The organism is Nonomuraea corallina, assembly GCF_027620315.1.
Taxonomy (GTDB): Bacteria; Actinomycetota; Actinomycetes; order Streptosporangiales; family Streptosporangiaceae; genus Nonomuraea; species Nonomuraea corallina.
This window is the reverse complement of sequence record NZ_JAPNNL010000002.1, coordinates 87,835-107,710: the sequence shown is the minus strand read 5'-3', so window position 1 is coordinate 107,710 and position 19,876 is coordinate 87,835. Positions and strand designations below refer to the sequence as shown.

The window sequence follows — 19,876 nt, the reverse complement described above, 5'->3', positions numbered from 1 at the left end:
GTAGACGCGGGCGGCCCCACGCGGGTCCTCGGCCAGCTCCGGGTGGCGGGCCAGCATCCACTCCAGCCCGGCGATCCGGTCGGCCCAGCGGGCGGCATAGTGGGAGCCGCCCCACCGGACCCGGACCAGCGGGCGGTCGGCGCAGGCGATGGGCCGGCGCTTGGCGGCGCGCAGGGCGAGGTCCCAGTCCTCGTTCTGGCCGCCGGGCGCGCTCTCGTCCACCCAGATCGCGCCGCGCCGGAACAGGAACGTCGAGGAGTGCACCATCACCATCCGCGACCGCACCAGGTCGGCCGCCGTCACCGTCGCGGTCCCCGCCGTGCGGGGGACCACGCGCCCGCCGTACTCCACCTCGATGCCACAGCCGGCGAACCACGCCCCGGCGCCCATCGCGGCGACCTGGGCGGCGAGCTTGCCCGGCAGCCACACGTCGTCGTCGTCGCAGAAGGCGACCAGGCCGGTCGCGCAGGCGGCGATGCCGGTGTTGCGCGCGCCCGGCAGGCCGGGGCTGAGCCGGTTGGGCAGGACGCGCACCGGCAGCCCGTCCACCTGGTCCGCCACCGCCAGGGCGTCCACCCCGTCGGCGACCACCACCACGTCGCGGACGTGCTCCTGGTCCAGCGCCCCCCGCACGGCCTCCCGCAGCCACTCCGCCCGGTCCCCGCGCGTGGGGATCACCACCCCCACCGAGGTGTCCGAGGGGGTCATGCCGCGCTCCCGTACCCGTAGTGGGCTCGCAGCGGCCAGGTCAGGGCGGCGACCAGGCTCTGCTGGCGGCGCGGCAGCCCGAGCCGCCAGCCGTCGTCGCGGGAGAGCTCGATCGGCCCGACGCCGAACCGCATCGGGTTGCCCGAGGCGGTGTGCGCGCTGGTCAGGTGGGCGGTGGCGCCGTCCAGGAACGGCAGCCCGGACGGCGGCAGCCCCAGCTCGCCCGCCAGCGCCCCGAGCGTCTCGCCCGGCGCCGCGATCAGGTCCTCGTAGCGGACCCGGGTGACCTTCGCGCCCCGGCGGGCGAGCGCCTCCAGGGCGAGGTTCTGCGCCGTCCAGTGGACGGCGGTGCGCCCGGGGGCCCAGCGCGTCATCGGCCGGCCGTCCTCGGGCCGCTCGACGGTCTTCGCCCAGGAGTGCGCGACGGCGCGCGGCTCGCGCACGACCTGCACGACGTGCGGGTCCACCCCGCCTGCGAGCAGGCAGTACGCGAGCGAGGCGTGCTTGCTGGAGTCGACCACCGAACCCGCCCCCGCGACGTCGGCCGCGGCCTGATAGAGCGTGCGGTAGACCTCGACGTACTCGGGCAGGTCGGCGTGGGCGCGCCCGAGCCTGCGGGTCCGGTCGACCCTGCGGCGCAGCGTCAGCACCCGACCGGCCAGCGCCCGCGTCCATCCGCCGAAGGCCCGCTCGCCCACCTCCCGCCAGAACGGGCACTCAGGGAACGCCCGCCCGCAGCCGCACGGCTCACCGGCGAGCACCCCCCGCTCCCACAGATGGACCACCTCGCCGAGGGGCGTCACCCCGGGCAGCTCGCCGAGCAGCCGTTCGAGCAGGGTGGTGCCGCTGCGGCCGAGGCCGCCCAGGAAGATCACGCGCAGGGTCACGGCAGGGCTCCACATCGGGGGCACGGAACCCCGAGACTCTAACGCGGAGCGTGACCGGCCGAACGCGGAACGTCAAAGGATCTACCTGAACGCGAAGAACCCGGGCCCCTTCGCAGGAAGGGACCCGGGCTCGGGGCGCAGGTCAGCGGGCGTCGATGATCATGCCGGCGCCCACCGTGCCGTTGGTGGACTCGTCGATCAGGATGAACCCGCCGGTGAGCCGGTTGCGCGCGTAGTCGTCGACGAACAGCGGCTGGGTGACCCGCAGCGTGACGCGGCCGATCTCGTTGAGCCCCAGCGCGGTGGCCTCCTCGTCGCGGTGGAGCGTGTTGACGTCCAGCCGGTACTGCAGGTCGCGCACCAGCGCGCGGGCCGTGCGGGTGGTGTGCTTGATCGCGAACTTCGAACGCGGCCCGAGCTTCGTCCCGTCCCCCATCCAGCAGATCATCGCCTCCAGGTCCTGGGCGGCCTGCGGCTGGTTGTTGGGCCTGGCGATCATGTCGCCGCGCGAGATGTCGAGGTCGTCCTCGAAGCGGAGCGTCACCGACATGGGCGGGAACGCCTCCTCCACCGGCCCGTCGAAGGTGTCGATGGCGGCGATCCTCGTGGTCAGCCCGGACGGCAGGTGGACGACCTCGTCGCCCGGCTTGAGCACGCCCCCCGCCACCTGGCCGGCGTAGCCGCGGTAGTCGTGGAAGGCGTGGTCGGTCGCCTTCTTCGGGCGGATCACGTACTGGACGGGGAAGCGCACGTCGACCAGGTTGCGGTCGGAGGCGATGTGCACGTTCTCCAGGTGGTGCAGCAGCGAGGAGCCCTGGTACCAGGGCGTGTTCTCGGAGCGGGACACCACGTTGTCGCCGTGCAGCGCCGAGATGGGGATGAAGGTCAGGTCGCTCACGTTGAGCTTCGAGGCGAAGGCGGTGAACTCCTCGCGGATCTCGTCGAAGCGCTCCTGCGAGTAGTCGACCAGGTCCATCTTGTTGACCGCGAGGACGAGGTGCGGCACCCGCAGCAGCGAGGTGAGGAAGGCGTGGCGGCGCGACTGCTCCAGCACGCCCTTGCGGGCGTCGATCAGGACGATCGCCAGGTCGGCGGTGGAGGCGCCGGTCACCATGTTGCGGGTGTACTGGATGTGGCCGGGCGTGTCGGCGATGATGAACTTGCGGCGCGGCGTCGCGAAGTAGCGGTAGGCCACGTCGATCGTGATGCCCTGCTCCCGCTCGGCGCGCAGGCCGTCGGTGAGCAGCGACAGGTCGGTGTATTCGGTGCCGCGGTCGCGGGAGGTGCGCTCGACGGCCTCCAGCTGGTCTTCGAAGATCGCCTTGGAGTCGAACAGCAGCCGCCCGATCAGGGTGGACTTCCCGTCGTCGACGCTCCCGGCGGTAGCGAAGCGAAGAATGTCCATCAGAAGTAGCCCTCTCGCTTGCGGTCTTCCATCGCGGCCTCCGAGGCGCGGTCGTCGGCCCTGGTGGCCCCGCGCTCGGTGATCCGGGTGACCGCGATCTCCTCGATGATCTCCTCGACCGTGGCGGCCTTGGACTGGACGGCGCCCGTGCAGGTCATGTCGCCCACGGTGCGGTAGCGCACCACGGTCTCGAACAGCGGCTCGTCCTCGCCGCGCTGGACCACGTCGGTGTCGGGCAGCAGCATGCCGTCGCGTTCGAAGACCTTGCGCGTGTGGGCGAAGTAGATCGAGGGAATCTCGATGCCCTCGCGCCGGATGTAGTCCCAGACGTCGAGCTCGGTCCAGTTGGACAGCGGGAAGACCCGGATGTGCTCGCCCTTGCGGATCCTGGCGTTGTAGAGGTTCCACAGCTCGGGCCGCTGGTTCTTCGGGTCCCACTGGCCGAAGTCGTCGCGGAAGGAGAACACCCGCTCCTTGGCCCTGGCCTTCTCCTCGTCCCGCCGGGCGCCGCCGAAGACGGCGTCGAACTCGTGCTCCTCGATGGCGTCGAGCAGCGGGACGGTCTGGAGCCGGTTGCGGGAGGCCCGCCTGCCGGTCTCCTCCGTCACCCGCCCGGCGTCGATCGCGTCCTGCACGCTGGCCACCACGAGGCGGGCGCCGAGCTCGGCGACCCTCCGGTCGCGGAACTCGATCACCTCCTCGAAGTTGTGCCCGGTGTCGACGTGCATCAGCGGGAACGGGATGGGGGCCGGCCAGAACGCCTTCTCCGCGATGCGGAGCATGACGATCGAGTCCTTACCGCCGGAGAACAGCAGACAGGGTCGCTCGAATTCGGCCGCCACCTCACGCATGATGTGGATGGCCTCGGCCTCGAGTACGTCGAGCTGCGACGTGGTGTAGTCGCGCTGGAGCATGAGGGTGTTCCTCCGGCGGTTCAGCGGTGCAGGTCCCGGATCCCGTCGAGCAGGGATCTTGCCAAGTCGGGTAGGGAAACCAGGATATCGGGTAGTGAGGGGTCGGCTTGGTTGTAGGCGGGCGGCGAGCCGTCGATGCGGCTGGCGTGCGCCCCGGCGGCGAGCGCGACGGCCACCGGCGCGGCGGAGTCCCACTCGTACTGGCCGCCGGCGTGCACGTAGGCCTCGGCCTCCCCGGTGAGCACGGCGGAGATCTTCGCGCCCGCCGAGCCGATGGGCACCAGATCCGCGCCGACGAGCTCGGCGAGCCGCTGCACGAACTCCGGCGGGCGGGTGCGACTCACCGCGATGCGGAAGCGGCCCTGGGGGACGGCGGGCAGCTTGGGCGGCTCGGCCGTGGTGAGCGTGCGCCCCTGCGCGGGCAGGGCCACCGCGCCGGCGGTCAGCCGGCCGCCCTCCTCGCCGTCGCGCTTCCCGTCGCGCTTCCCGTCGCGCTCCCAGAGGGCGACGTGCACGGCCCAGTCGGAGCGGCCCTCCTCGGAGAACTCGCGGGTGCCGTCGAGCGGGTCGACGATCCACACCCGGTCGGCGCGTAGCCTGCGCGGATCGAGCCGCTCCTCGCGGGTGGCCTCCTCGGACAGTACGCAGTCGTCCGGCCGGACCCGGGCCAGCGCCTCCATCAGGAACTCGTGCGAGGCGCGGTCGCCCTTGGCGCGCAGTGCGCCGGCGTCGCCGAATCCCTCACGCTCACGGACCCCGAGGAGCAGCGCTCCCGCCTCGGTCGCCAGGTCGGCTGCGACGGCGTGGTCGTCGCGGTTCGTCATCAATATGCTCCTTGCCCACGTGCGACGGCCGACCAAGTCTTCCACAGGATCTGCAGGTCCAGCATGAGCGACCAGTTCTCCACGTAACGAAGATCGAGCCGGACGGATTCCTCCCACGACAGATCGGACCGGCCGCTGACTTGCCAGAGCCCGGTGAGCCCCGGCCGGACGAGCAGCCGCCTGCGCACGTCGTCACCGTAGCGGGCGACCTCCTCGGGCAGCGGCGGCCGGGGCCCCACCAGCGACATGTGACCGCACAGCACGTTGATGAGCTGGGGCAGCTCGTCGAGGGAGTAGCGGCGCAGGTAGGCGCCGAGCGGGGTCACCCGCGGGTCGTTGCGCAGCTTGAACAGCGGGCCGTCGCCGTCGCTCACCAGCGTGAGCTTCTGCCGCTCGGAGCCGCGCCGCATGGTGCGGAACTTCAGGATCGTGAAGAGGCCGCCGTCGCGCCCGACCCTCGTCTGACGGAACAGCGCGGGCCCCGGGCTGGTCGCGCGCACCGCGATCGCCAGCCCGGCCATCACGGGCGCGAGCAGCACCAGCAACGAGGCGGCGACCAGGCGGTCGAACACGTTCTTGACGAGCTGCCTGGCGCCGGCCATCTCGGGGTGCTCGACGTGCAGCAGCGGCAGCCCGGCGGCGGGCCTGATGGTGGTGCGCGGCCCGGCCACCTCCATCAGCGCGGGGGCGACCACCAGCTCGGTGTGGGTGGCCTCCAGCCGCCAGGCCAGCCGGCGCAGCGCCGTGCCGTCCATCTCGGGGCAGGCGAGCACGGCCACGGTGTCGGCCCCCACCTGGTCGACGACCAGCGGCACGTCGCTGAAGTGGCCGGCCACGGGCACCTCCGCCACGTCGTCCGGCGAGGCGCCGTCGGGCAGGCAGGCCGCCACGACGTCCAGCCCGTGGTAGCGCTCGAACCGGAACAGCCGCACCAGCTCGTCGATCGACGGCCCGTGGCCCACGGCCACCACCCGCCGCATGCACGCCCCGCGGGCCCTGCGCCGGTACAGCCGGCGGCGCAGCGCGTACCGGAACACCAGCGTCAGCAGCGTGACCAGGGGCAGCGCGAGCACCACGTAACCGCGGGCGACGTCGGCCTTGGTGAGGTACGAGCCGACGGCCAGGGCGGCGGTGAGCCCGACGCCGCACCGGACGACCGTGCGGAACTCCTCCGAGCCGACGCCGATCATGCGCGGCTCGTACGCCCGGTTGAGCGCGACCGAGCCCACCCAGACCCCGGGCAGCACCGCGCTCAGCAGCAGGTACGGCAGCGCGTAGGCGGTGACGTCGCCGAACCGGAAGCAGAAGGCGGCGGTCGCGGCCAGAGCCCCGGCGAGCAGGTCGGCGGCCAGGGCGCGCAGTTGGCAGGCGCGCACCCAGGGGGGCACGCGGGGGCCGGTCCGCCAGGCGGCGGGGGTGCCGGCTCCGGCGACGGTCAGCTGTCCCTCGCCGCGAGGTCCCTCTCGCACGAGCGCCTCCAGGTGACCGACATCAACAGACAGTCACCAGAGCGTAGCGGTGGGTGCGTGCCGACAGCCGGTGAACGTCCCTATGCGGCGATCAGCGAGGAGGGCCGGAAATTTTGAGATCCGCCCGATGGAAGTCGTTTTGCGTGGCTTCGAGGCCGCGTTCCATCAGCGACTCGGCCACGTCGGCCGCCCGGTCGACGAGGAAGGGCAGGTCCTTGCGCTCGGCCGTGGCGAAGTCCTTCAGGACATAGGCGGCGGGGTCCATGCGGCCGGGCGGGCGCCCGATGCCGAATCGGACCCGCAGGTAGTCGCGGGTGCCGAGGCTCTTGGTGATCGACCTGAGCCCGTTGTGGCCGTTGTCGCCCCCGCCCAGCTTGGCGCGGAGCGCGCCGTACGGGACGTCGAGTTCGTCGTGCACGACGACGATCCGGTCAGGCCCGATCTTGTAGAAGTCGGCCAGCGCCTTGACCGGCCCGCCGGACAGGTTCATGAAGGTCAGCGGCTTGGCCAGGACGGCGGCCCGCGTCTCCAGCACCTCGGCGCGGCTCTTGTGCGCCTTGAACCGCGCGCCCGCCCGGGCGGCCAGTTCGTCGAGCACCATGAAGCCCGCGTTGTGCCGGTTGCCCGCGTAGCCGGGACCGGGGTTGCCGAGCCCGACGATCAGCCAGCGGTCCATGCGTTCCTCCAAGCGGGACAGGGCGGCCGGCGACGCCGGCCGCCCTGTCGCCGGACGTCACTCGGCGGGGGTCTCGGCGCTCTCGCCCTCGGCGGCGGGGGCCTCGCCCTCGGCGGCGGCTTCCTCCTCCTCGGCGGTGGGCTCCTCGGTCGGCTTGGCGATCACCTGGATGACCACGGCCTCCGGGTCGGCGGCCAGGGTGGTGCCCTTGGGCAGGGCGATCTCACCGGCGGTGATGGAGGAGCCGACCTCCAGGCCCTCGACGTCGACCTCGACGCCGGTCGGGATGTGGGTGGCCTCGGCCTCCACCGACAGCGTGGTCAGCTGCTGGTCGAGCAGGCCCTCGGAGTTGACGTCGCCGACCGTGGTGACCGGGATCTCGACCGTGACCTTCTCGCCGCGCTTGACCAGGAGCAGGTCGACGTGCTCGACGAAGCCCTTGATCGGGTCGCGCTGGACGCCCTTGGGCAGCGCCAGCTCGTCCACGCCGTCGCCCTTCAGGCGGATCAGCACGTTGGGGGTGCGCAGCGCGAGGAGGACCTCGTGACCGGGCAGCGTGAGGTGCTTGGGGTCGATGCCGTGGCCGTAGAGGACGGCGGGCACCTTGGCGGCGCGACGGATCTTGCGAGCGGCGCCCTTGCCGAACGTGGTGCGCGGCTCGGCGGCGATGCGGACTTCGGACATGACATCTCCTAGGGATGCAGAGATCGGATTACTGCGCTCCCCCTCACCCGCCCTAGCGGAAGGCGTTACGAGCGCAACTTGCTCAGTCTAGCAGCGTTGTTCCACCGGACTTCGCCCGGAAGATCTTGACGAGGTCCTCGCTCAGCTGCGGATCGGCTTCATCTGCCGGGCTTCGCCCGTCAGGTGTCGCCCTCGAACAGGCTCGTGACCGAGCCGTCGGTGAAGATCTCCGTGATGGCGCGGGCGATGAGCGGCGCGATCGACAGGACGGTCAGCTTGTCGAACAGCTTCTCCTGCGGCAGCGGGAGCGTGTTGGTGACGATGACCTCGGAGATGCGGGAGTTCTTCAGCCGGTCGACCGCGGGGTCGGAGAAGACCGCGTGGGTCGCCGCGACGATCACGTTGGTGGCGCCCTGCTCGTAGAGGGCGTCGGCGGCCTTGCAGATGGTGCCGGCGGTGTCGATCATGTCGTCGATCAGCACGCAGGTGCGGCCGCGCACCTTGCCGACGACCTCGTTGACCTTCACCGAGTTGGCCACGTCGAGGTCGCGGCGCTTGTGGATGAAGGCCAGCGGGGTGCCGAGCGTGTCGGCCCACCGCTCCGAGAGCCGCACCCGGCCGGTGTCGGGCGAGACCACGGTGGTGCTGGCCAGGTCGAGCCGGTTCTTCAGGTGGCTCTCCAGCACCGGCATGGCGAAGAGGTGGTCGACCGGGCCGTCGAAGAAGCCCTGGATCTGCGAGGTGTGCAGGTCGATCGACATCAGCCGGTCGGCGCCCGCCGTCTTGAACAGGTCGGTCATCAGCCGGGCGGTGATGGGCTCACGCCCCCGGCCCTTCTTGTCCTGCCTGGCGTAGCCGAAGAACGGCATGACCACGGTGATGCGCTTGGCGGAGGCCCGCTTGAGCGCGTCGACCATGATGAGCTGCTCCATGATCCACTGGTTGATCGGCTCGGTGTGAGCCTGGATCACGAACGCGTCGCAGCCTCGTACGGATTCGAGGTAGCGGGCGTAGATCTCGCCGTTGGCGAAGTCGGTCAGTTTGGTGGGGGTGAGGGAGACGCCGACGTGCTCGGCGATCTCCTCGGCCAGCGCCGGATGTGCCCGGCCGGAGAAGAGCATGAGGTTCTTCTCGCCGGGTTGTTTGATGCTGGTCATGAGCCATTCTCCTGCTGTTGCCTCTCGGCCAGCGCCCGCTCGGCGGCGGCGGCCGATTTCGTGCCCGCGCGCCTGCGCAAGACCCATTTCTCGATGTTGCGCTGTCGCGCTCTGGCCACCCCGATCGCGCCGGGGGGCACATCGCCGTCGATGACGGAGCCGGCCGCCGTGTAGGCGCCGTCGCCGATCGTCACCGGGGCGATGAGCATGGTGTCGCAGCCCACGAAGGCGCCGTCGCCGACGGTGGTGCGGTTCTTCTCGACGCCGTCGTAGTTGACGAAGACCACGGCGGCGCCGATGTTGGCGCCGGCGCCGATGTCGGCGTCGCCGGCGTAGGTCAGGTGGGGCACCTTGGAGCCCTCGCCGACCGTGGTGTTCTTCATCTCGACGAAGGTGCCGGCCTTGGCCCCCCGGCCGAGCACGGTGCCGGGGCGCAGGTAGCAGTAGGGGCCCACGCTTGCCTCCGGGCCGATCTCGGCCTGGTCGGCGACGGTGTTGCGGACGACGGCGCCGGGGCCGACCCGGGTGTCGGTCAGCGTGGTCGCGGGGCCGACCTCGGCGCCGGTCTCGATGACGGTGCGGCCGTGGAGCTGGGTGCCCGGGTGGACGACGGCGTCGGCCTCGATCACGACGTCCACGTCGACCCAGGTCGTGGCGGGGTCGACGACGGTGACGCCGGCGCGCATGTGGCGCTCCAGCAGCCGCCGGTTGAGCACCTGGCGGGCGAAGGCGAGCTGGACGCGGTCGTTGACGCCCTCGACCTCGTTGTGGTCGGCGGCGACGTGGGCGCCGACGCGGTGGCCGTCGGCGCGCAGGATGGACAGCACGTCGGTGAGGTACTCCTCGCCCTGCGCGTTGTCGGTGGAGACGCGCTTGACGGCGTCGGCCAGCAGGTCGCCGTCGAAGGCGTAGATGCCGGAGTTCATCTCCTTGATCGCGCGCTGCTCGGGGCTCGCGTCCTTCTCCTCGACGATCTCCATGACGGCGCCGCCGGCGGCGCGCACGATGCGGCCGTAGCCGGTCGGGTCGGGGACCTCGGCGGTGAGCACGGTGACCGCGTTGCCGTCGGACTCGTGCCGCCGCAGCAGCTCGGCCATGGTCTCGGTGCGCAGCAGCGGGACGTCCCCGTACGTGACGAGGACCGTGCCGGAGATCGCGCCGACCTCCTCCAGGACGGTGCGGACGGCGTGGCCGGTGCCGCGCTGCTCGCGCTGGACGACGGCGCGGGCGTCGGGGCTGGTCCTGGCCAGGTGGGCGCCGACGCGCTCCAGCGCGTGGCCGATGACGACGACGAGCCGCTCGGGGCCGAGGTCGCGGGCCGCGGCGAGCATGTGGTCGACCAGGGCCCGGCCGCACAATTCGTGCAGGACCTTGGGGGTCTGGCTCTTCATCCGGGTGCCCTCGCCCGCGGCGAGGACGACGACTGCTGCCGGGCGCGGCACACTCACGGACTCAGGCTCCCTGTGGATCGGCTGATCTGGGGCGAAGCGCGGCTACCGCACGGCCATCCCCCCGACACCGTGAGAATACCTGCCCGCTGTGAGCGGACCCTATCGGGGATCGGCGGCACAGCTCCCGGAAGAGGACTCGAACCCCTACAAAGTGGACCAAAACCACTTGTCCTGCCAATTAGACGATCCGGGATCGATCAGACGGCAACGCGGCTGACATCCCTACGATACCGACCCCGCGCCCGAACGCGCTCCCCGAATAGCGTCCGCGTGCCCGGGCAGAGACCAACCCGGCGGCATGCCCCTCTTCCTAACTTACGAAGGCGTAGGTTACGGTGGCGTAGCCGAGGACATTCCTCCCCCGATCATCATGAGAGGTAGCCCATGACCGTTCTCGCCGAGCGATCAACCCCAGGACCGAAGCCCGAATTCGAACCCGAGCCCCGCACCAGAGCCGAACTCGTGACCTTCGGCCTCGTCGTCGGGCTCCCCCTCGTCGCGATCGCGGCCGCGGTGCCCTTCGCCTGGGGCTGGGGGCTCGGCTGGACCGACATCGTCATCGCGGCCGTCTTCTACGTGGTCTCCGGGCTCGGCGTCACCGTCGGCCTGCACCGCTACTTCACGCACGGCTCCTTCAAGGCCAAGCGGCCGCTCAAGATCGCTCTTGGTGTCGCCGGCAGCCTCTCGCTGGAGATGTCCGTGCTCGACTGGGTGGCCACCCACCGCAAGCACCACAAGTTCTCCGACAAGGAGGGCGACCCGCACTCCCCCTGGCGCTTCGGCCCCGGCTTCAGGTCGATGTCCAAGGGCCTGCTCTACGCCCACATGGGCTGGCTGTTCGACGCCGAGCGCACCAACCGCGAGAAGTACGCCCCGGACCTGTGCAAGGACCCGGACGTGATGAAGTTGCACAAGTGGTTCCCGGCGCTGGCCCTCACCTCGATCCTGCTGCCCGCGGTCATCGGCGGCCTGGTCACCTGGTCCTGGCAGGGCGCGCTGACCGCGTTCTTCTGGGGCTCGCTGGTCCGCATCGGCCTGCTGCACCACGTCACCTGGTCGATCAACTCGATCTGCCACGTGTTCGGCGACGAGGCCTTCGAGGTCCGCGACAAGTCGCGCAACGTCTGGTGGCTGGCCATCCCGTCCTTCGGCGAATCCTGGCACAACCTGCACCACTCCGACCCGACCTGCGCCAGGCACGGCGTGCTGAAGGGCCAGATCGACATCAGCGCCGGCATCATCCGGCTGTTCGAGAAGCTGGGCTGGGTGCACGACGTCCGCTGGCCGTCGCCCGAGAGGCTGGCGGCGAAGCGGATTGCCTGATATTTCGGCTGCGGTGGCCGGCGGTTCGTCTGCCACCGCCATTATGGAACCTGTGACCGAATCCCGATCGCGCAGGCGCATGACCGGCAGAGAGCGCAGAGAGCAACTGATCTCGATCAGCCGCACGCTGTTCGCCGAGAAAGGGTTCGACGGGACCTCCATCGAGGAGATCGCCGCGACGGCCCAGGTGTCCAAGCCGGTGGTCTACGAGCACTTCGGCGGCAAGGAGGGCGTCTACGCCGTGGTCGTCGACCGGGAGATGCAGAGGCTCCTGGCGATGATCACCGAGGCGCTCGCCGCCAGCCATGCCCTGGTGAAGCTGGAGCGCGCCGCCCTGGCGCTGCTGCGCTACATCGAGGAGAGCAGCGAGGGCTTCCGCATCCTGGTCCGCGACTCCCACGCGGCCTCCGGCACCGGCACGTTCGCCAGCCTCATCAGCGAGATCGCCAGCCAGGTCGAGGACGTCCTGGCCGACGAGTTCGCCGGGCGCGACTACGACCCGAAGCTGGCGCCGATGTACGCCCAGATGCTCGTCGGCATGGTGGCGCTGACCGGCCAGTGGTGGCTGGACGCGCGCAAGCCGGCCCGCGAGGAGGTCGCCGCCCACCTGGTCAACCTGGCCTGGAACGGCCTGACCGGGCTCGACCCGCAGCCCGCCCTCTCGCTCACCACGCGCCAGCAGGCGCAGGCGGCCAGGCCGCGGCCCGGCGAGTGGGTCAACGACAAGGAGCTGCGCGAGCTGGAGAAGGCGCGCGAGAAGGAGCTCAAGGAAGCCGAGAAGGCCCGCCAGCGCGAGCTGAAGGAGGCCGAGAAGGCCAGGCTGCGCGAGCTGAAGGAGCGCGAGCGGCAGCTCAAGGAGGCCGAGAAGGAACGCGAGAGGGTGCTCAGGGAGGCCGAGAAGGTCCGCGAGCGTGAGGAGCGGCTGCGCCAGCGCGAGGCCCGGCTGGCCGAGCGCGCGGCCCGGCTGGAGCAGGCCGAGCCCTCGGAATAAGTCCTGGTGGGACGGGTGACGTTCCGTTCGAACCCGGCGGGCATATTCCAGGTATGTCCGTCGAGCCGGTCCACTCCGACAACGACCTGCCGCTCCCGCAGGAGCGGTTCCTCAACCGCGAGGAGAGCTGGCTCCGGTTCAACAAGCGGGTGCTGGAGCCGCGGAGGACCCGTCGCTCCGCTGCTGGAGCGGGTCCGCTTCCTGGCCGTCTTCGGCGGCAACCTGGACGAGTTCTTCCGCGTACGGATCGCGGGCCTGAAACGGCGCATGGCCACCGGCCTGCTGCTGCGCACCAAGAGCGGGCTCAAGCCGATCGAGGAGCCGGCCAGGATCGCCACCGTGGTCCTGGGAGAGCAGGGCCGCCACCTGACCGGCCAGGTAGGTCAGGACGGTGTGGCCGGCGGTGCCCGGCTCGACGTCGGCGCGCGGGGCGCTCGCGCAGGCCGAGCAGCTCGGCGTAGAAGGCGCGCAGCTCGGGCTCGGCGCCGGGCGGCGCGGCGAGCTGGACGTGGTGCAGGCCCGTGATCATCGTCGCGCCACGGCGAAGACGCGGCGGAACGGGAACGGCGTCCCGTACGGAGCGGCCGGGTAGGCCCGGGCCAGCGGTCCGGCCAGCTCGGCCGTGAACCGCTCGCGCTCGTCCTCGTCCAGCCGGTCGAGCACGGGCCGCAGCGCGGTGCCGCGCACCCAGCCGAGCACCGGGTCCTCGCCCTCCAGCACGTGCACGTACGTGGTCTCCCAGGCGTCCACCCGGCAGCCGAGCCCGCTCAGCAGGTCCAGGTACTCGACGGGGTCGCCGGCGGGCCTGCCCCGGTCGTGGTCGCCGAGCCGGTCGGCCCAGGCGGGGGACGCGCACAGCTCGCGGATGGCCGCGTGGCTCGGGGCGTCGTGGTTGCCGGGCACCTGGAAGGCGAGCCAGCCTCCGGGGCTCAGCGCGTCCACCCACCGCTCGATGACGGCCCGGTGCTCCGGCACCCACTGGAGCACGGCGTTGGAGACGAGCACGTCGATCGGCCGGTCAGTGTGCCAGGTGGTCACGTCGGCGACGGTGAACGCGACCTCGCCGCCCCGCTCCCGCGCCTTGGAGATCATGGCGCGCGAGGAGTCGAACCCCAGCACCTCCGCCTCGGGCCAGCGCGCGGCCAGCGTGGCGGTCAGCTCGCCGCTGCCGCATCCGGCGTCCACGACGTACGCGGGCCGCTCGGCCTTTACTCTGGCCAGGAGTTCGAAGAAGGGCCGCGATCGCTCGTCCCCGTACCGGGCGTACACGTCAGGGTCCCACATATCTCTTGACATAAAGATAATTGATATCGAGCTATTTATCTCGATGTCAAGACAGTACACTCGGGACCATGACGGAAGCGCAGGACGAGGTCGACCGGCTCGTCGCGGCGTGGCGGGCGGAGCGACCCGATCTGGACGTCGAGCCGCTGCAGGTGCTCTCGCGGATCTCCCGCCTGGCCAAGCACCTCGACCGGGCCCGGCGGGCCGCGTTCGCCGAGCACGGGCTGGAGCCCTGGGAGTTCGACGTGCTGACCGCCCTGCGGCGGACCGGCCCGCCGTACGAACTGAGCCCCGGCGCGCTGCTGCGCGCCACCCTGGTCACCTCCGGCACCATGACCAACCGCATCGACCGCCTCACCCAGGCGGGCCTGGTGCGGCGCCGCCCCGACCCCGAGGACCGGCGCGGCGTCCTGGTCTCCCTGACGGACACCGGGCTGGCCCGCGTGGACGCCGCGTTCACCGACCTGATCAGGCGCGAGCACACGCTGCTAGGCAGCCTGGACGCCGACCAGCAGCGCGCCCTGGCGGGGCTGTTGCGCACGATGCTGGCGCCCTTCGACACCTGACTTGCCTTCACACTGATGTGAAGGTTTCACCATGGCCGCATGTCCGCGCAGACCTCCCCCACCGTGCCCGGCTCGCGGCCCGCGCCCGCGCTGCCCTGGCCCGCGCTGCTCGCGCTGTCCGCCGCCGCCTTCACCGCCGTCACCACCGAACTGCTGCCCGCCGGACTGCTGCCCGCGATGAGCGCGGACCTCGGCGTGTCCGAGGCCCGGATCGGCTTCCTGGTCACCGGGTTCGCGGTGACCGGCTTCCTCACCGCGATCCCCGTCACCGCCGCGGTGCGCGGCCTGCCCAGGCGGCCCGTGCTGGTCGCCGTGCTGTGCGGGTTCGCCCTGCTCAACCTGGTGACCGCGGTGTCGTCGGCCTACCCGCTGACCTTCGCCGCCCGGGTGCTGGCCGGGGTGATGGGCGGCACGCTCTGGGCCATGCTCGTCGGGTACGCCGCCCGGACGGTCCCCCCGGAGCGGCGCGGCCGGGCCATCGCCGTCGTCTCCGCGGGCATCACCCTCGCCCTCTGCGCGGGGCTCCCCGCCGGCGCCGCCGTGGCCGCCGCGACCGGCTGGCGGGCCGCCTTCGCGGCGCTCGCCCTGCTCGCCGGGCTCCTCGCCCTCGTCGTACGGTGGCAGGCCCCCGCCCTGGCCCCAGAACCGCCCGCGTCACGGACCCCGCTGCGCCGCGTCGCCACGCTGCCCGGCGCCCGCACCGCCCTGGCCGTCACCGTGGTCGTCATCCTGGCCCACCATGCCGTGTACACCTACCTCGCGCCGCTCGCCGGGCCCGCCTGGACGGGCGTGACGCTGCTGGTCTTCGGCCTGTCCACGGTCGCCGGGGTCTGGGCCACCGGCGTCGTCATCGACCGCCACCCGCGTCGCGCCCTGCTGACCGCGCTCGCCCTGGTCGCCGTCACGATGACGCTGCTCGGGCTCACCGGCCACCCCGCCGCCCTGCTGGGAGGCGCGATCCTGTGGGGCGTGGCCTTCGGCGGCATCCCCACCCTCCTGCAGACCGCCCTGATCAACGCCACCGGCGCGGCCAACGCCGACGTCGCCACCTCCATGCAGACCACCGTCTACAACCTGGGGATCGCGGCGGGCTCCTTCGCCGGCGGTCTCGTCCTGGACGCTTCGGGCGCCGCTGCCCTGCCGTGGACCGCGCTCCCGCTCCTGGCCGCCGCCCTCGTCACCGTCGCCCTCGCCCGCCGCCACGCCTTCCCCCGCTGACGCGCCTCAGTGCTCCGGGTGCAGGGACGAGCCGATGTACAGGGCCGCGAGCATGGTGAACAGGTACGCCTGCAGGAACTGGATGAAGATCTCGAACGCGGTCATCACGATCGTCATGGCCACGCCGAGCACCCCCAGGGTGAGGCCGGGCAGGGTCGGCCGTTCGATCATGAACCAGAAGCCGACGGCGCTGAAGAACGCCAGCAGCGTGTGACCGGCGAACATGTTCGCCAGCAGCCGCACGGCATGGGTGAACGGCGCGGTGACGAAGAAGTAGACCAGTTCGAGCGGCGCGTACAGGGCGATCGCCAGAGGCCTGGGCAGCCCCGGGGGGAACATCAGGCCCTTGAGATAGCGGGAGAACCCGTGCCGGCTGAAGGCCACGTACAGCTTGATCAGATAGACGGCGGCGGCCAGCACCCACGGGAACGACGCGTACGCGGTGACCGGGAACTGCAGCACGGGGACGACCGCCGTGAGGTTCCAGACCAGCGTCAGCAGGAAGAGGCTGAACAGCAGCGGCATCCAGCGGTCGGTGTCCCGGCCCAGGTAGGGCTTGGCGATCTGGTCGCGCACGAACAGATAGGCGTACTCCCCCACGTTCTGCACCCCGCGCGGCACCAGCTTGGGCCGCGAGAACGCCGCCCAGGCGAACGCGCACACCACCAGCGCGCCCACGACCGCGAGCAGCACCGGCTTGGTCAGCCAGTAGGGCGCGCCCGGCCACAGGGGCGGGAACTCGAACAGGTCCGCGGGCGTCGGGGCGCGGAAGTCGGGGGATGCCACGCACACTCCTTCGAAAGAGAACCGAGTACGGTGTACTCAGTTGTACGGTCGAGGGTAACCAGCCCGGTACGGTGTACGCAATATGGAGAACGTGTGGATGCGGCCCGACCAGCCCGCTCGCGGGCCCCGGCCCGCCTTCAGCCGGGCCCAGCTCACCGAGGCGGCCCTCCGGGTCGCCGACGCCGAAGGGCTAGACGCCATCTCGATGCGCCGCCTCGCCACCGAGATCGGCTCCGGCACGATGTCGCTCTACCGGTACGTCACCGGCAAGGACGAGGTGATCGACCTGATGGTCGACGCCGTCGCGATGGACTTCCTCCCGCCGGACGTCCCCAGCGGCGACTGGCGGGCCGACCTGCGCGCCCTGGCCGTACAGAGCCGGCGCACGATGCACCGCCACCCGTGGATGGCCCGGGTGACCGCCACCCGGCAGTCCGCCGGCCCCAACGGCGTGCGAGCCCTGGACCGGTCCCTCGCCATGGTCGACGGGCTGGGCCTGAGCGTCGACGCCATGCTCGCCGTGGTCGGCTCGGTGATCGCGTACGTCAACGGGTACGTGGCGGCCGAGCTGGGCGAGCGGGAGGCCCGGCGGAGGACCGGGCTGGACGTCCAGCAGTGGATGGCCCGCCAGGCCCCCTACATCGAGACGCTGGTCAAGACCGGCGAGTACCCCCTGTTCGCCCGGGTGGTCACCGAGAGCGGGCGCGAACTCATGGACCCCGACGAGCGCTTCGGCTACGGGCTGGACCGCCTGCTCGACGGCATCGCCGCCTCCCTCCCGGTCAGCCGCTAGGCGGCACCCGGCCGGTCGCGGGTCAGCCGCGGATCATCGACAGCAGCAGGTCGTGGGTCTCAGCGTCGGCGGCCGCCACGAGCCCGCGGCCCCCCTGCCCGATCGGCCCGCCGTCGATCCCGGTGACGACGCAGCCGGCGGCCCGGCACAGGGCGATGCCGGCGGCGAAGTGCACGCTCCCCGCCAGGTCGCCGCCATCGGTGACGTACGCGGCACGCCTGCCGGCCGCGACCCAGGCCAGCGCCAGCGAGGTGGACACGACCCGCGGCCGGAACCTCTTGGCGAACCCGGAGTGCGCCAGCAGGTCCACGGCCCGCAACCCCGGCGCGCCCGGGAACGGCGGATCCAGGTTGACGTCCACCAGGCGGCCGGAGGACGTGGGAGTCAGCAGGGTGTCCACCCCTTGACGCCGCAGCCAGGCGGTCTCGCCGTCGGTGAGGTAGAGCTCGTCGCCGAACGGGTCGGCCACCGCCGCCGCCCCGTCGCGCAGCGCCACGTTGACGGCCACGAGCATGGTGCCGGCGGCGTAATTCAGCGTGCCGCACAGCGGATCCACCAGCCACTGCCGCGCCGCGCCGGCCGGGCCCCGCTGCCCGCCCTCCTCGCCGAGCACCGCGTCCCCGGGCCGCCCGGCGCGGATGACGTCGACGATCGCCTGCTCGGCCGCCACATCCGCGGCGGTGGCGAAGTCCCCGTCGCCCTTGTCGATACGAGACAGCTCCCGGCCGAACATGCCGCGCACCACGTCCGCGCCGGCGCCCGCCGCCGCGACCGCGATCCCGGCGTCGTCCAGAGCCGCGTACGAGTCGATCATGGCCTGCACACTACCGGCCCCGCGGTCGCGGCGTCAGTCACCGAGGCGGTCGGCCAGCTCCAGCCACGCGGTCTCGACGGTCTCCTTCTGGGCCAGGACGTCACGGAGCCGCGCGTCGAGGCCGCCGAGCTTCTCGTAGTCGCCGGCCGCGCCCGCCATCTCGGCGTGCAGCCCGGCCTCCTGGCCGGCCAGCTTGTCGAGCTGCCGCTCCAGACGGTTGAGCTCCTTGCGCAGCTCCCGCTCCTCCTTGGCCGACAGCCCCGGCGGAACGGCGGCCCCGGACGCCTGCGGCACGTCCGCGGGACGCTCGGCGACGCGAGCCGTCAACGCCGTGCCCGCGGCCCGGCGCTCCAGGTATTCGTCCACGCCACCCGGCAGAAGCGCCAGCTTGCCGTCGCCCAGCAGGGCCACGCACCGGTCGGTCACCCGCTCCAGGAAGTAGCGGTCGTGGGAGACCAGGATCAGCGTCCCGGGCCAGCCGTCGAGCAGGTCCTCCAGCTCGTTCAGCGTCTCGATGTCGAGGTCGTTGGTGGGCTCGTCGAGCAGCAGCACGTTCGGGTCGTCCATGAGCAGCCTGAGCAGCTGCAGCCGCCGCCGCTCGCCGCCCGACAGGTCGCCGACGACCTTCCACTGCGCCTCGCCCTTGAAGCCGAGGCGCTCCAGCAGCTGGGAGGCGGTCCACTCCTTCTTGCCGACCTGGACGTACTTGCGGATCTCCTCGACCGTCTCCAGCACCCGCCGGGACGGGTCCAGCTCGGCCAGCTCCTGCGACAGGTGGGCCAGGCGGACCGTCCGGCCCTCCACGACCCGGCCGGAGTCAGGGGCGACGGTGCCGGCGAGCAGGCGGAGCACCGACGACTTGCCGGAGCCGTTGACGCCGATGAGCCCGACCCGGTCGCCGGGCCCGAACTGCCACGTGCAGCGGTCGAGCACCTTCGGGCCGACGCCGGGGCCGCCCGCGTGGAGGGTGACGTCCTCCAGGTCGTAGACGGTCTTGCCGAGCCGGGCGGCGGCGAACTTCAGCAGCTCGACGGTCTCCCGCGCCGGCGGCTCGTTCGCGATCAGCGCCTGCGCCGCCTCCACCCGGAACTTGGGCTTCGACGTACGGGCGGGCGGGCCGCGGCGCAGCCAGGCGATCTCCTTGCGCATGAGGTTCTGGCGGCGCTCCTCGGCGGCCTGGGCGATGCGCGCCCGCTCCGCCTTGGCCAGCACGTAGGCGGCGTAACCGCCCTCGTAGCGCTCGACGCGGCCGTCGACGACCTCCCACGTGCGGGTGGAGACGGCGTCGAGGAACCAGCGGTCGTGGGTCACCACCGCCAGCGCGCTCTTGCGCCCGGACAGGTGAGCGGCCAGCCAGGCGATGGCCTCGATGTCGAGGTGGTTGGTCGGCTCGTCGAGCATGATCAGGTCGTGGTCGCCGATGAGCAGCCGGGCCAGCGCCGTGCGCCTGCGCTCGCCGCCGGACAGGTCGCCCGCCTTGGCGTCGAGGTCGAGATCGCCGATCAGGTTGCCGAGGATCTCGCGGACGCGCTGGTCGCCGGCCCATTCGTGCTCGGCCATGTCGCCCAGGACGAGGGCGCGCACGGTCAGGCCGGGGTCGAGCAGATCCTGCTGGGACAGGAAGCCGACGCGCAAGCCGCGGGTGTGGGTGACACGGCCGCTGTCGGGGATGACGTCGCCCGCGATCACACCGAGCAGGGTGGTCTTGCCGCCGCCGTTGCGGCCCACCACGCCGATGCGCTCGCCATCCTCGATGCCGAGGGAGACGTCAGACAGCAGCGGCTTGGGGCCGTAGGCGTGGGAGACCGACTCGAGATTGACCAGATTCATCGCATTCCCAGGGTATCGGCTCGAACGAGCACCCCGTCTGACCGAGCAACCCACCGTCCGAGCAACCCACCGTCCGGGGTACGGGCGTCCGGGGTA

20 protein-coding genes and 1 tRNA gene are annotated in these 19,876 nt (G+C 71.9%); 6 read left to right on the top strand and 15 right to left on the bottom strand.

Annotation, left to right across the window (positions count from 1 at the left end; translation table 11 throughout):
• The 11 genes from OUY22_RS01140 to OUY22_RS01090 all read right to left on the bottom strand — a co-directional run.
• On the bottom strand, nucleotides 1-708 hold a 708-nt coding region (locus OUY22_RS01140; protein ID WP_270152778.1), incomplete at its 3' end, for a glycosyltransferase family 2 protein.
• Nucleotides 705-1,595: a sulfotransferase family protein gene (locus OUY22_RS01135; protein WP_270152777.1), complete on the bottom strand. Its 891-nt coding sequence runs from the start codon at nucleotides 1,593-1,595 to the stop codon at nucleotides 705-707. The genes OUY22_RS01135 and OUY22_RS01140, both read right to left, overlap by 4 nt.
• Nucleotides 1,596-1,737: 142 nt before the next feature.
• The gene (cysN, locus tag OUY22_RS01130; RefSeq protein WP_270152776.1) at nucleotides 1,738-3,000 is read right to left on the bottom strand and encodes a sulfate adenylyltransferase subunit CysN; all 1,263 of its coding nucleotides are present in this window, start codon (nucleotides 2,998-3,000) and stop codon (nucleotides 1,738-1,740) included.
• The gene (gene cysD / locus OUY22_RS01125; protein WP_270152775.1) at nucleotides 3,000-3,914 is read right to left on the bottom strand and encodes a sulfate adenylyltransferase subunit CysD; all 915 of its coding nucleotides are present in this window, start codon (nucleotides 3,912-3,914) and stop codon (nucleotides 3,000-3,002) included. Before cysD ends, cysN begins: the two co-directional genes overlap by 1 nt.
• A 20-nt stretch (nucleotides 3,915-3,934) precedes the next feature.
• Complete coding sequence (locus OUY22_RS01120; RefSeq protein ID WP_270152774.1) at nucleotides 3,935-4,738, bottom strand: 3'(2'),5'-bisphosphate nucleotidase CysQ; 804 nt, start codon at nucleotides 4,736-4,738, stop codon at nucleotides 3,935-3,937.
• Complete coding sequence (locus tag OUY22_RS01115) at nucleotides 4,738-6,207, bottom strand: sugar transferase (RefSeq protein WP_408638086.1); 1,470 nt, start codon at nucleotides 6,205-6,207, stop codon at nucleotides 4,738-4,740. The genes OUY22_RS01120 and OUY22_RS01115 overlap by 1 nt, the downstream gene beginning before the upstream one ends.
• Before the next feature lie 91 nt (nucleotides 6,208-6,298).
• The gene (gene pth, locus OUY22_RS01110) at nucleotides 6,299-6,883 is read right to left on the bottom strand and encodes an aminoacyl-tRNA hydrolase (protein ID WP_270152773.1); all 585 of its coding nucleotides are present in this window, start codon (nucleotides 6,881-6,883) and stop codon (nucleotides 6,299-6,301) included.
• 57 nt (nucleotides 6,884-6,940) lie between these two features.
• Nucleotides 6,941-7,567 carry a 50S ribosomal protein L25/general stress protein Ctc gene (locus OUY22_RS01105; RefSeq protein WP_270152772.1) on the bottom strand — a complete coding sequence of 209 codons (627 nt, stop codon included), beginning with the start codon at nucleotides 7,565-7,567 and terminating at the stop codon, nucleotides 6,941-6,943.
• A 179-nt stretch (nucleotides 7,568-7,746) separates the two neighbouring features.
• Nucleotides 7,747-8,724, bottom strand: coding sequence for a ribose-phosphate diphosphokinase (locus tag OUY22_RS01100; RefSeq protein ID WP_270152771.1), 978 nt, complete (start codon nucleotides 8,722-8,724; stop codon nucleotides 7,747-7,749).
• Nucleotides 8,721-10,172, bottom strand: coding sequence for a bifunctional UDP-N-acetylglucosamine diphosphorylase/glucosamine-1-phosphate N-acetyltransferase GlmU (gene glmU / locus OUY22_RS01095; RefSeq protein WP_270152769.1), 1,452 nt, complete (start codon nucleotides 10,170-10,172; stop codon nucleotides 8,721-8,723). The genes OUY22_RS01100 and glmU overlap by 4 nt, the downstream gene beginning before the upstream one ends.
• Before the next feature lie 124 nt (nucleotides 10,173-10,296).
• Nucleotides 10,297-10,368, bottom strand: a tRNA-Gln gene (locus OUY22_RS01090).
• A gap of 191 nt (nucleotides 10,369-10,559) precedes the next feature.
• Between OUY22_RS01090 and OUY22_RS01085 the strand changes: the two genes are divergently transcribed.
• Genes OUY22_RS01085 through OUY22_RS36830 form a run of 3 tightly spaced genes read left to right on the top strand, consistent with a single transcriptional unit; the run spans nucleotide 10,560 to nucleotide 13,014 of the window.
• The gene (locus tag OUY22_RS01085) at nucleotides 10,560-11,498 is read left to right on the top strand and encodes an acyl-CoA desaturase (protein WP_270152767.1); all 939 of its coding nucleotides are present in this window, start codon (nucleotides 10,560-10,562) and stop codon (nucleotides 11,496-11,498) included.
• Nucleotides 11,499-11,541: 43 nt separating this feature from the next.
• The gene (locus OUY22_RS01080; protein ID WP_270152765.1) at nucleotides 11,542-12,489 is read left to right on the top strand and encodes a TetR/AcrR family transcriptional regulator; all 948 of its coding nucleotides are present in this window, start codon (nucleotides 11,542-11,544) and stop codon (nucleotides 12,487-12,489) included.
• 6 nt (nucleotides 12,490-12,495) lie between these two features.
• On the top strand, nucleotides 12,496-13,014 hold the full coding sequence (locus tag OUY22_RS36830; protein WP_408638085.1) for a hypothetical protein: 519 nt from the start codon (nucleotides 12,496-12,498) through the stop codon (nucleotides 13,012-13,014).
• On the opposite strand, the gene OUY22_RS01070 is transcribed toward OUY22_RS36830, so the two are convergent.
• Complete coding sequence (locus tag OUY22_RS01070; protein ID WP_270152764.1) at nucleotides 13,015-13,773, bottom strand: trans-aconitate 2-methyltransferase; 759 nt, start codon at nucleotides 13,771-13,773, stop codon at nucleotides 13,015-13,017.
• A 68-nt stretch (nucleotides 13,774-13,841) separates the two neighbouring features.
• Here OUY22_RS01070 and OUY22_RS01065 point away from each other — a divergent pair, with 68 nt between their 5' ends.
• Entirely contained in the window at nucleotides 13,842-14,339 is a 498-nt protein-coding gene (locus tag OUY22_RS01065) for a MarR family winged helix-turn-helix transcriptional regulator (protein WP_270152762.1), read from the top strand.
• Between the two features lie 39 nt (nucleotides 14,340-14,378).
• Nucleotides 14,379-15,557 (top strand): MFS transporter, encoded by a 1,179-nt coding sequence (locus OUY22_RS01060; RefSeq protein ID WP_270152760.1) that lies wholly within the window; start codon nucleotides 14,379-14,381, stop codon nucleotides 15,555-15,557.
• A gap of 6 nt (nucleotides 15,558-15,563) precedes the next feature.
• Here OUY22_RS01060 and atpB read toward each other — a convergent pair whose 3' ends face one another.
• The gene (gene atpB, locus OUY22_RS01055; RefSeq protein WP_270152758.1) at nucleotides 15,564-16,343 is read right to left on the bottom strand and encodes a F0F1 ATP synthase subunit A; all 780 of its coding nucleotides are present in this window, start codon (nucleotides 16,341-16,343) and stop codon (nucleotides 15,564-15,566) included.
• 82 nt (nucleotides 16,344-16,425) lie between these two features.
• Here atpB and OUY22_RS01050 point away from each other — a divergent pair, with 82 nt between their 5' ends.
• Nucleotides 16,426-17,136 (top strand): TetR/AcrR family transcriptional regulator, encoded by a 711-nt coding sequence (locus OUY22_RS01050; protein WP_270152756.1) that lies wholly within the window; start codon nucleotides 16,426-16,428, stop codon nucleotides 17,134-17,136.
• A gap of 22 nt (nucleotides 17,137-17,158) precedes the next feature.
• Here OUY22_RS01050 and OUY22_RS01045 read toward each other — a convergent pair whose 3' ends face one another.
• Both OUY22_RS01045 and OUY22_RS01040 read right to left on the bottom strand, forming a co-directional pair.
• Nucleotides 17,159-17,950: an inositol monophosphatase family protein gene (locus OUY22_RS01045; RefSeq protein ID WP_270152755.1), complete on the bottom strand. Its 792-nt coding sequence runs from the start codon at nucleotides 17,948-17,950 to the stop codon at nucleotides 17,159-17,161.
• A 33-nt stretch (nucleotides 17,951-17,983) separates the two neighbouring features.
• On the bottom strand, nucleotides 17,984-19,780 hold the full coding sequence (locus OUY22_RS01040) for an ABC-F family ATP-binding cassette domain-containing protein (protein ID WP_270152753.1): 1,797 nt from the start codon (nucleotides 19,778-19,780) through the stop codon (nucleotides 17,984-17,986).
• Nucleotides 19,781-19,876: the final 96 nt, after the last annotated feature.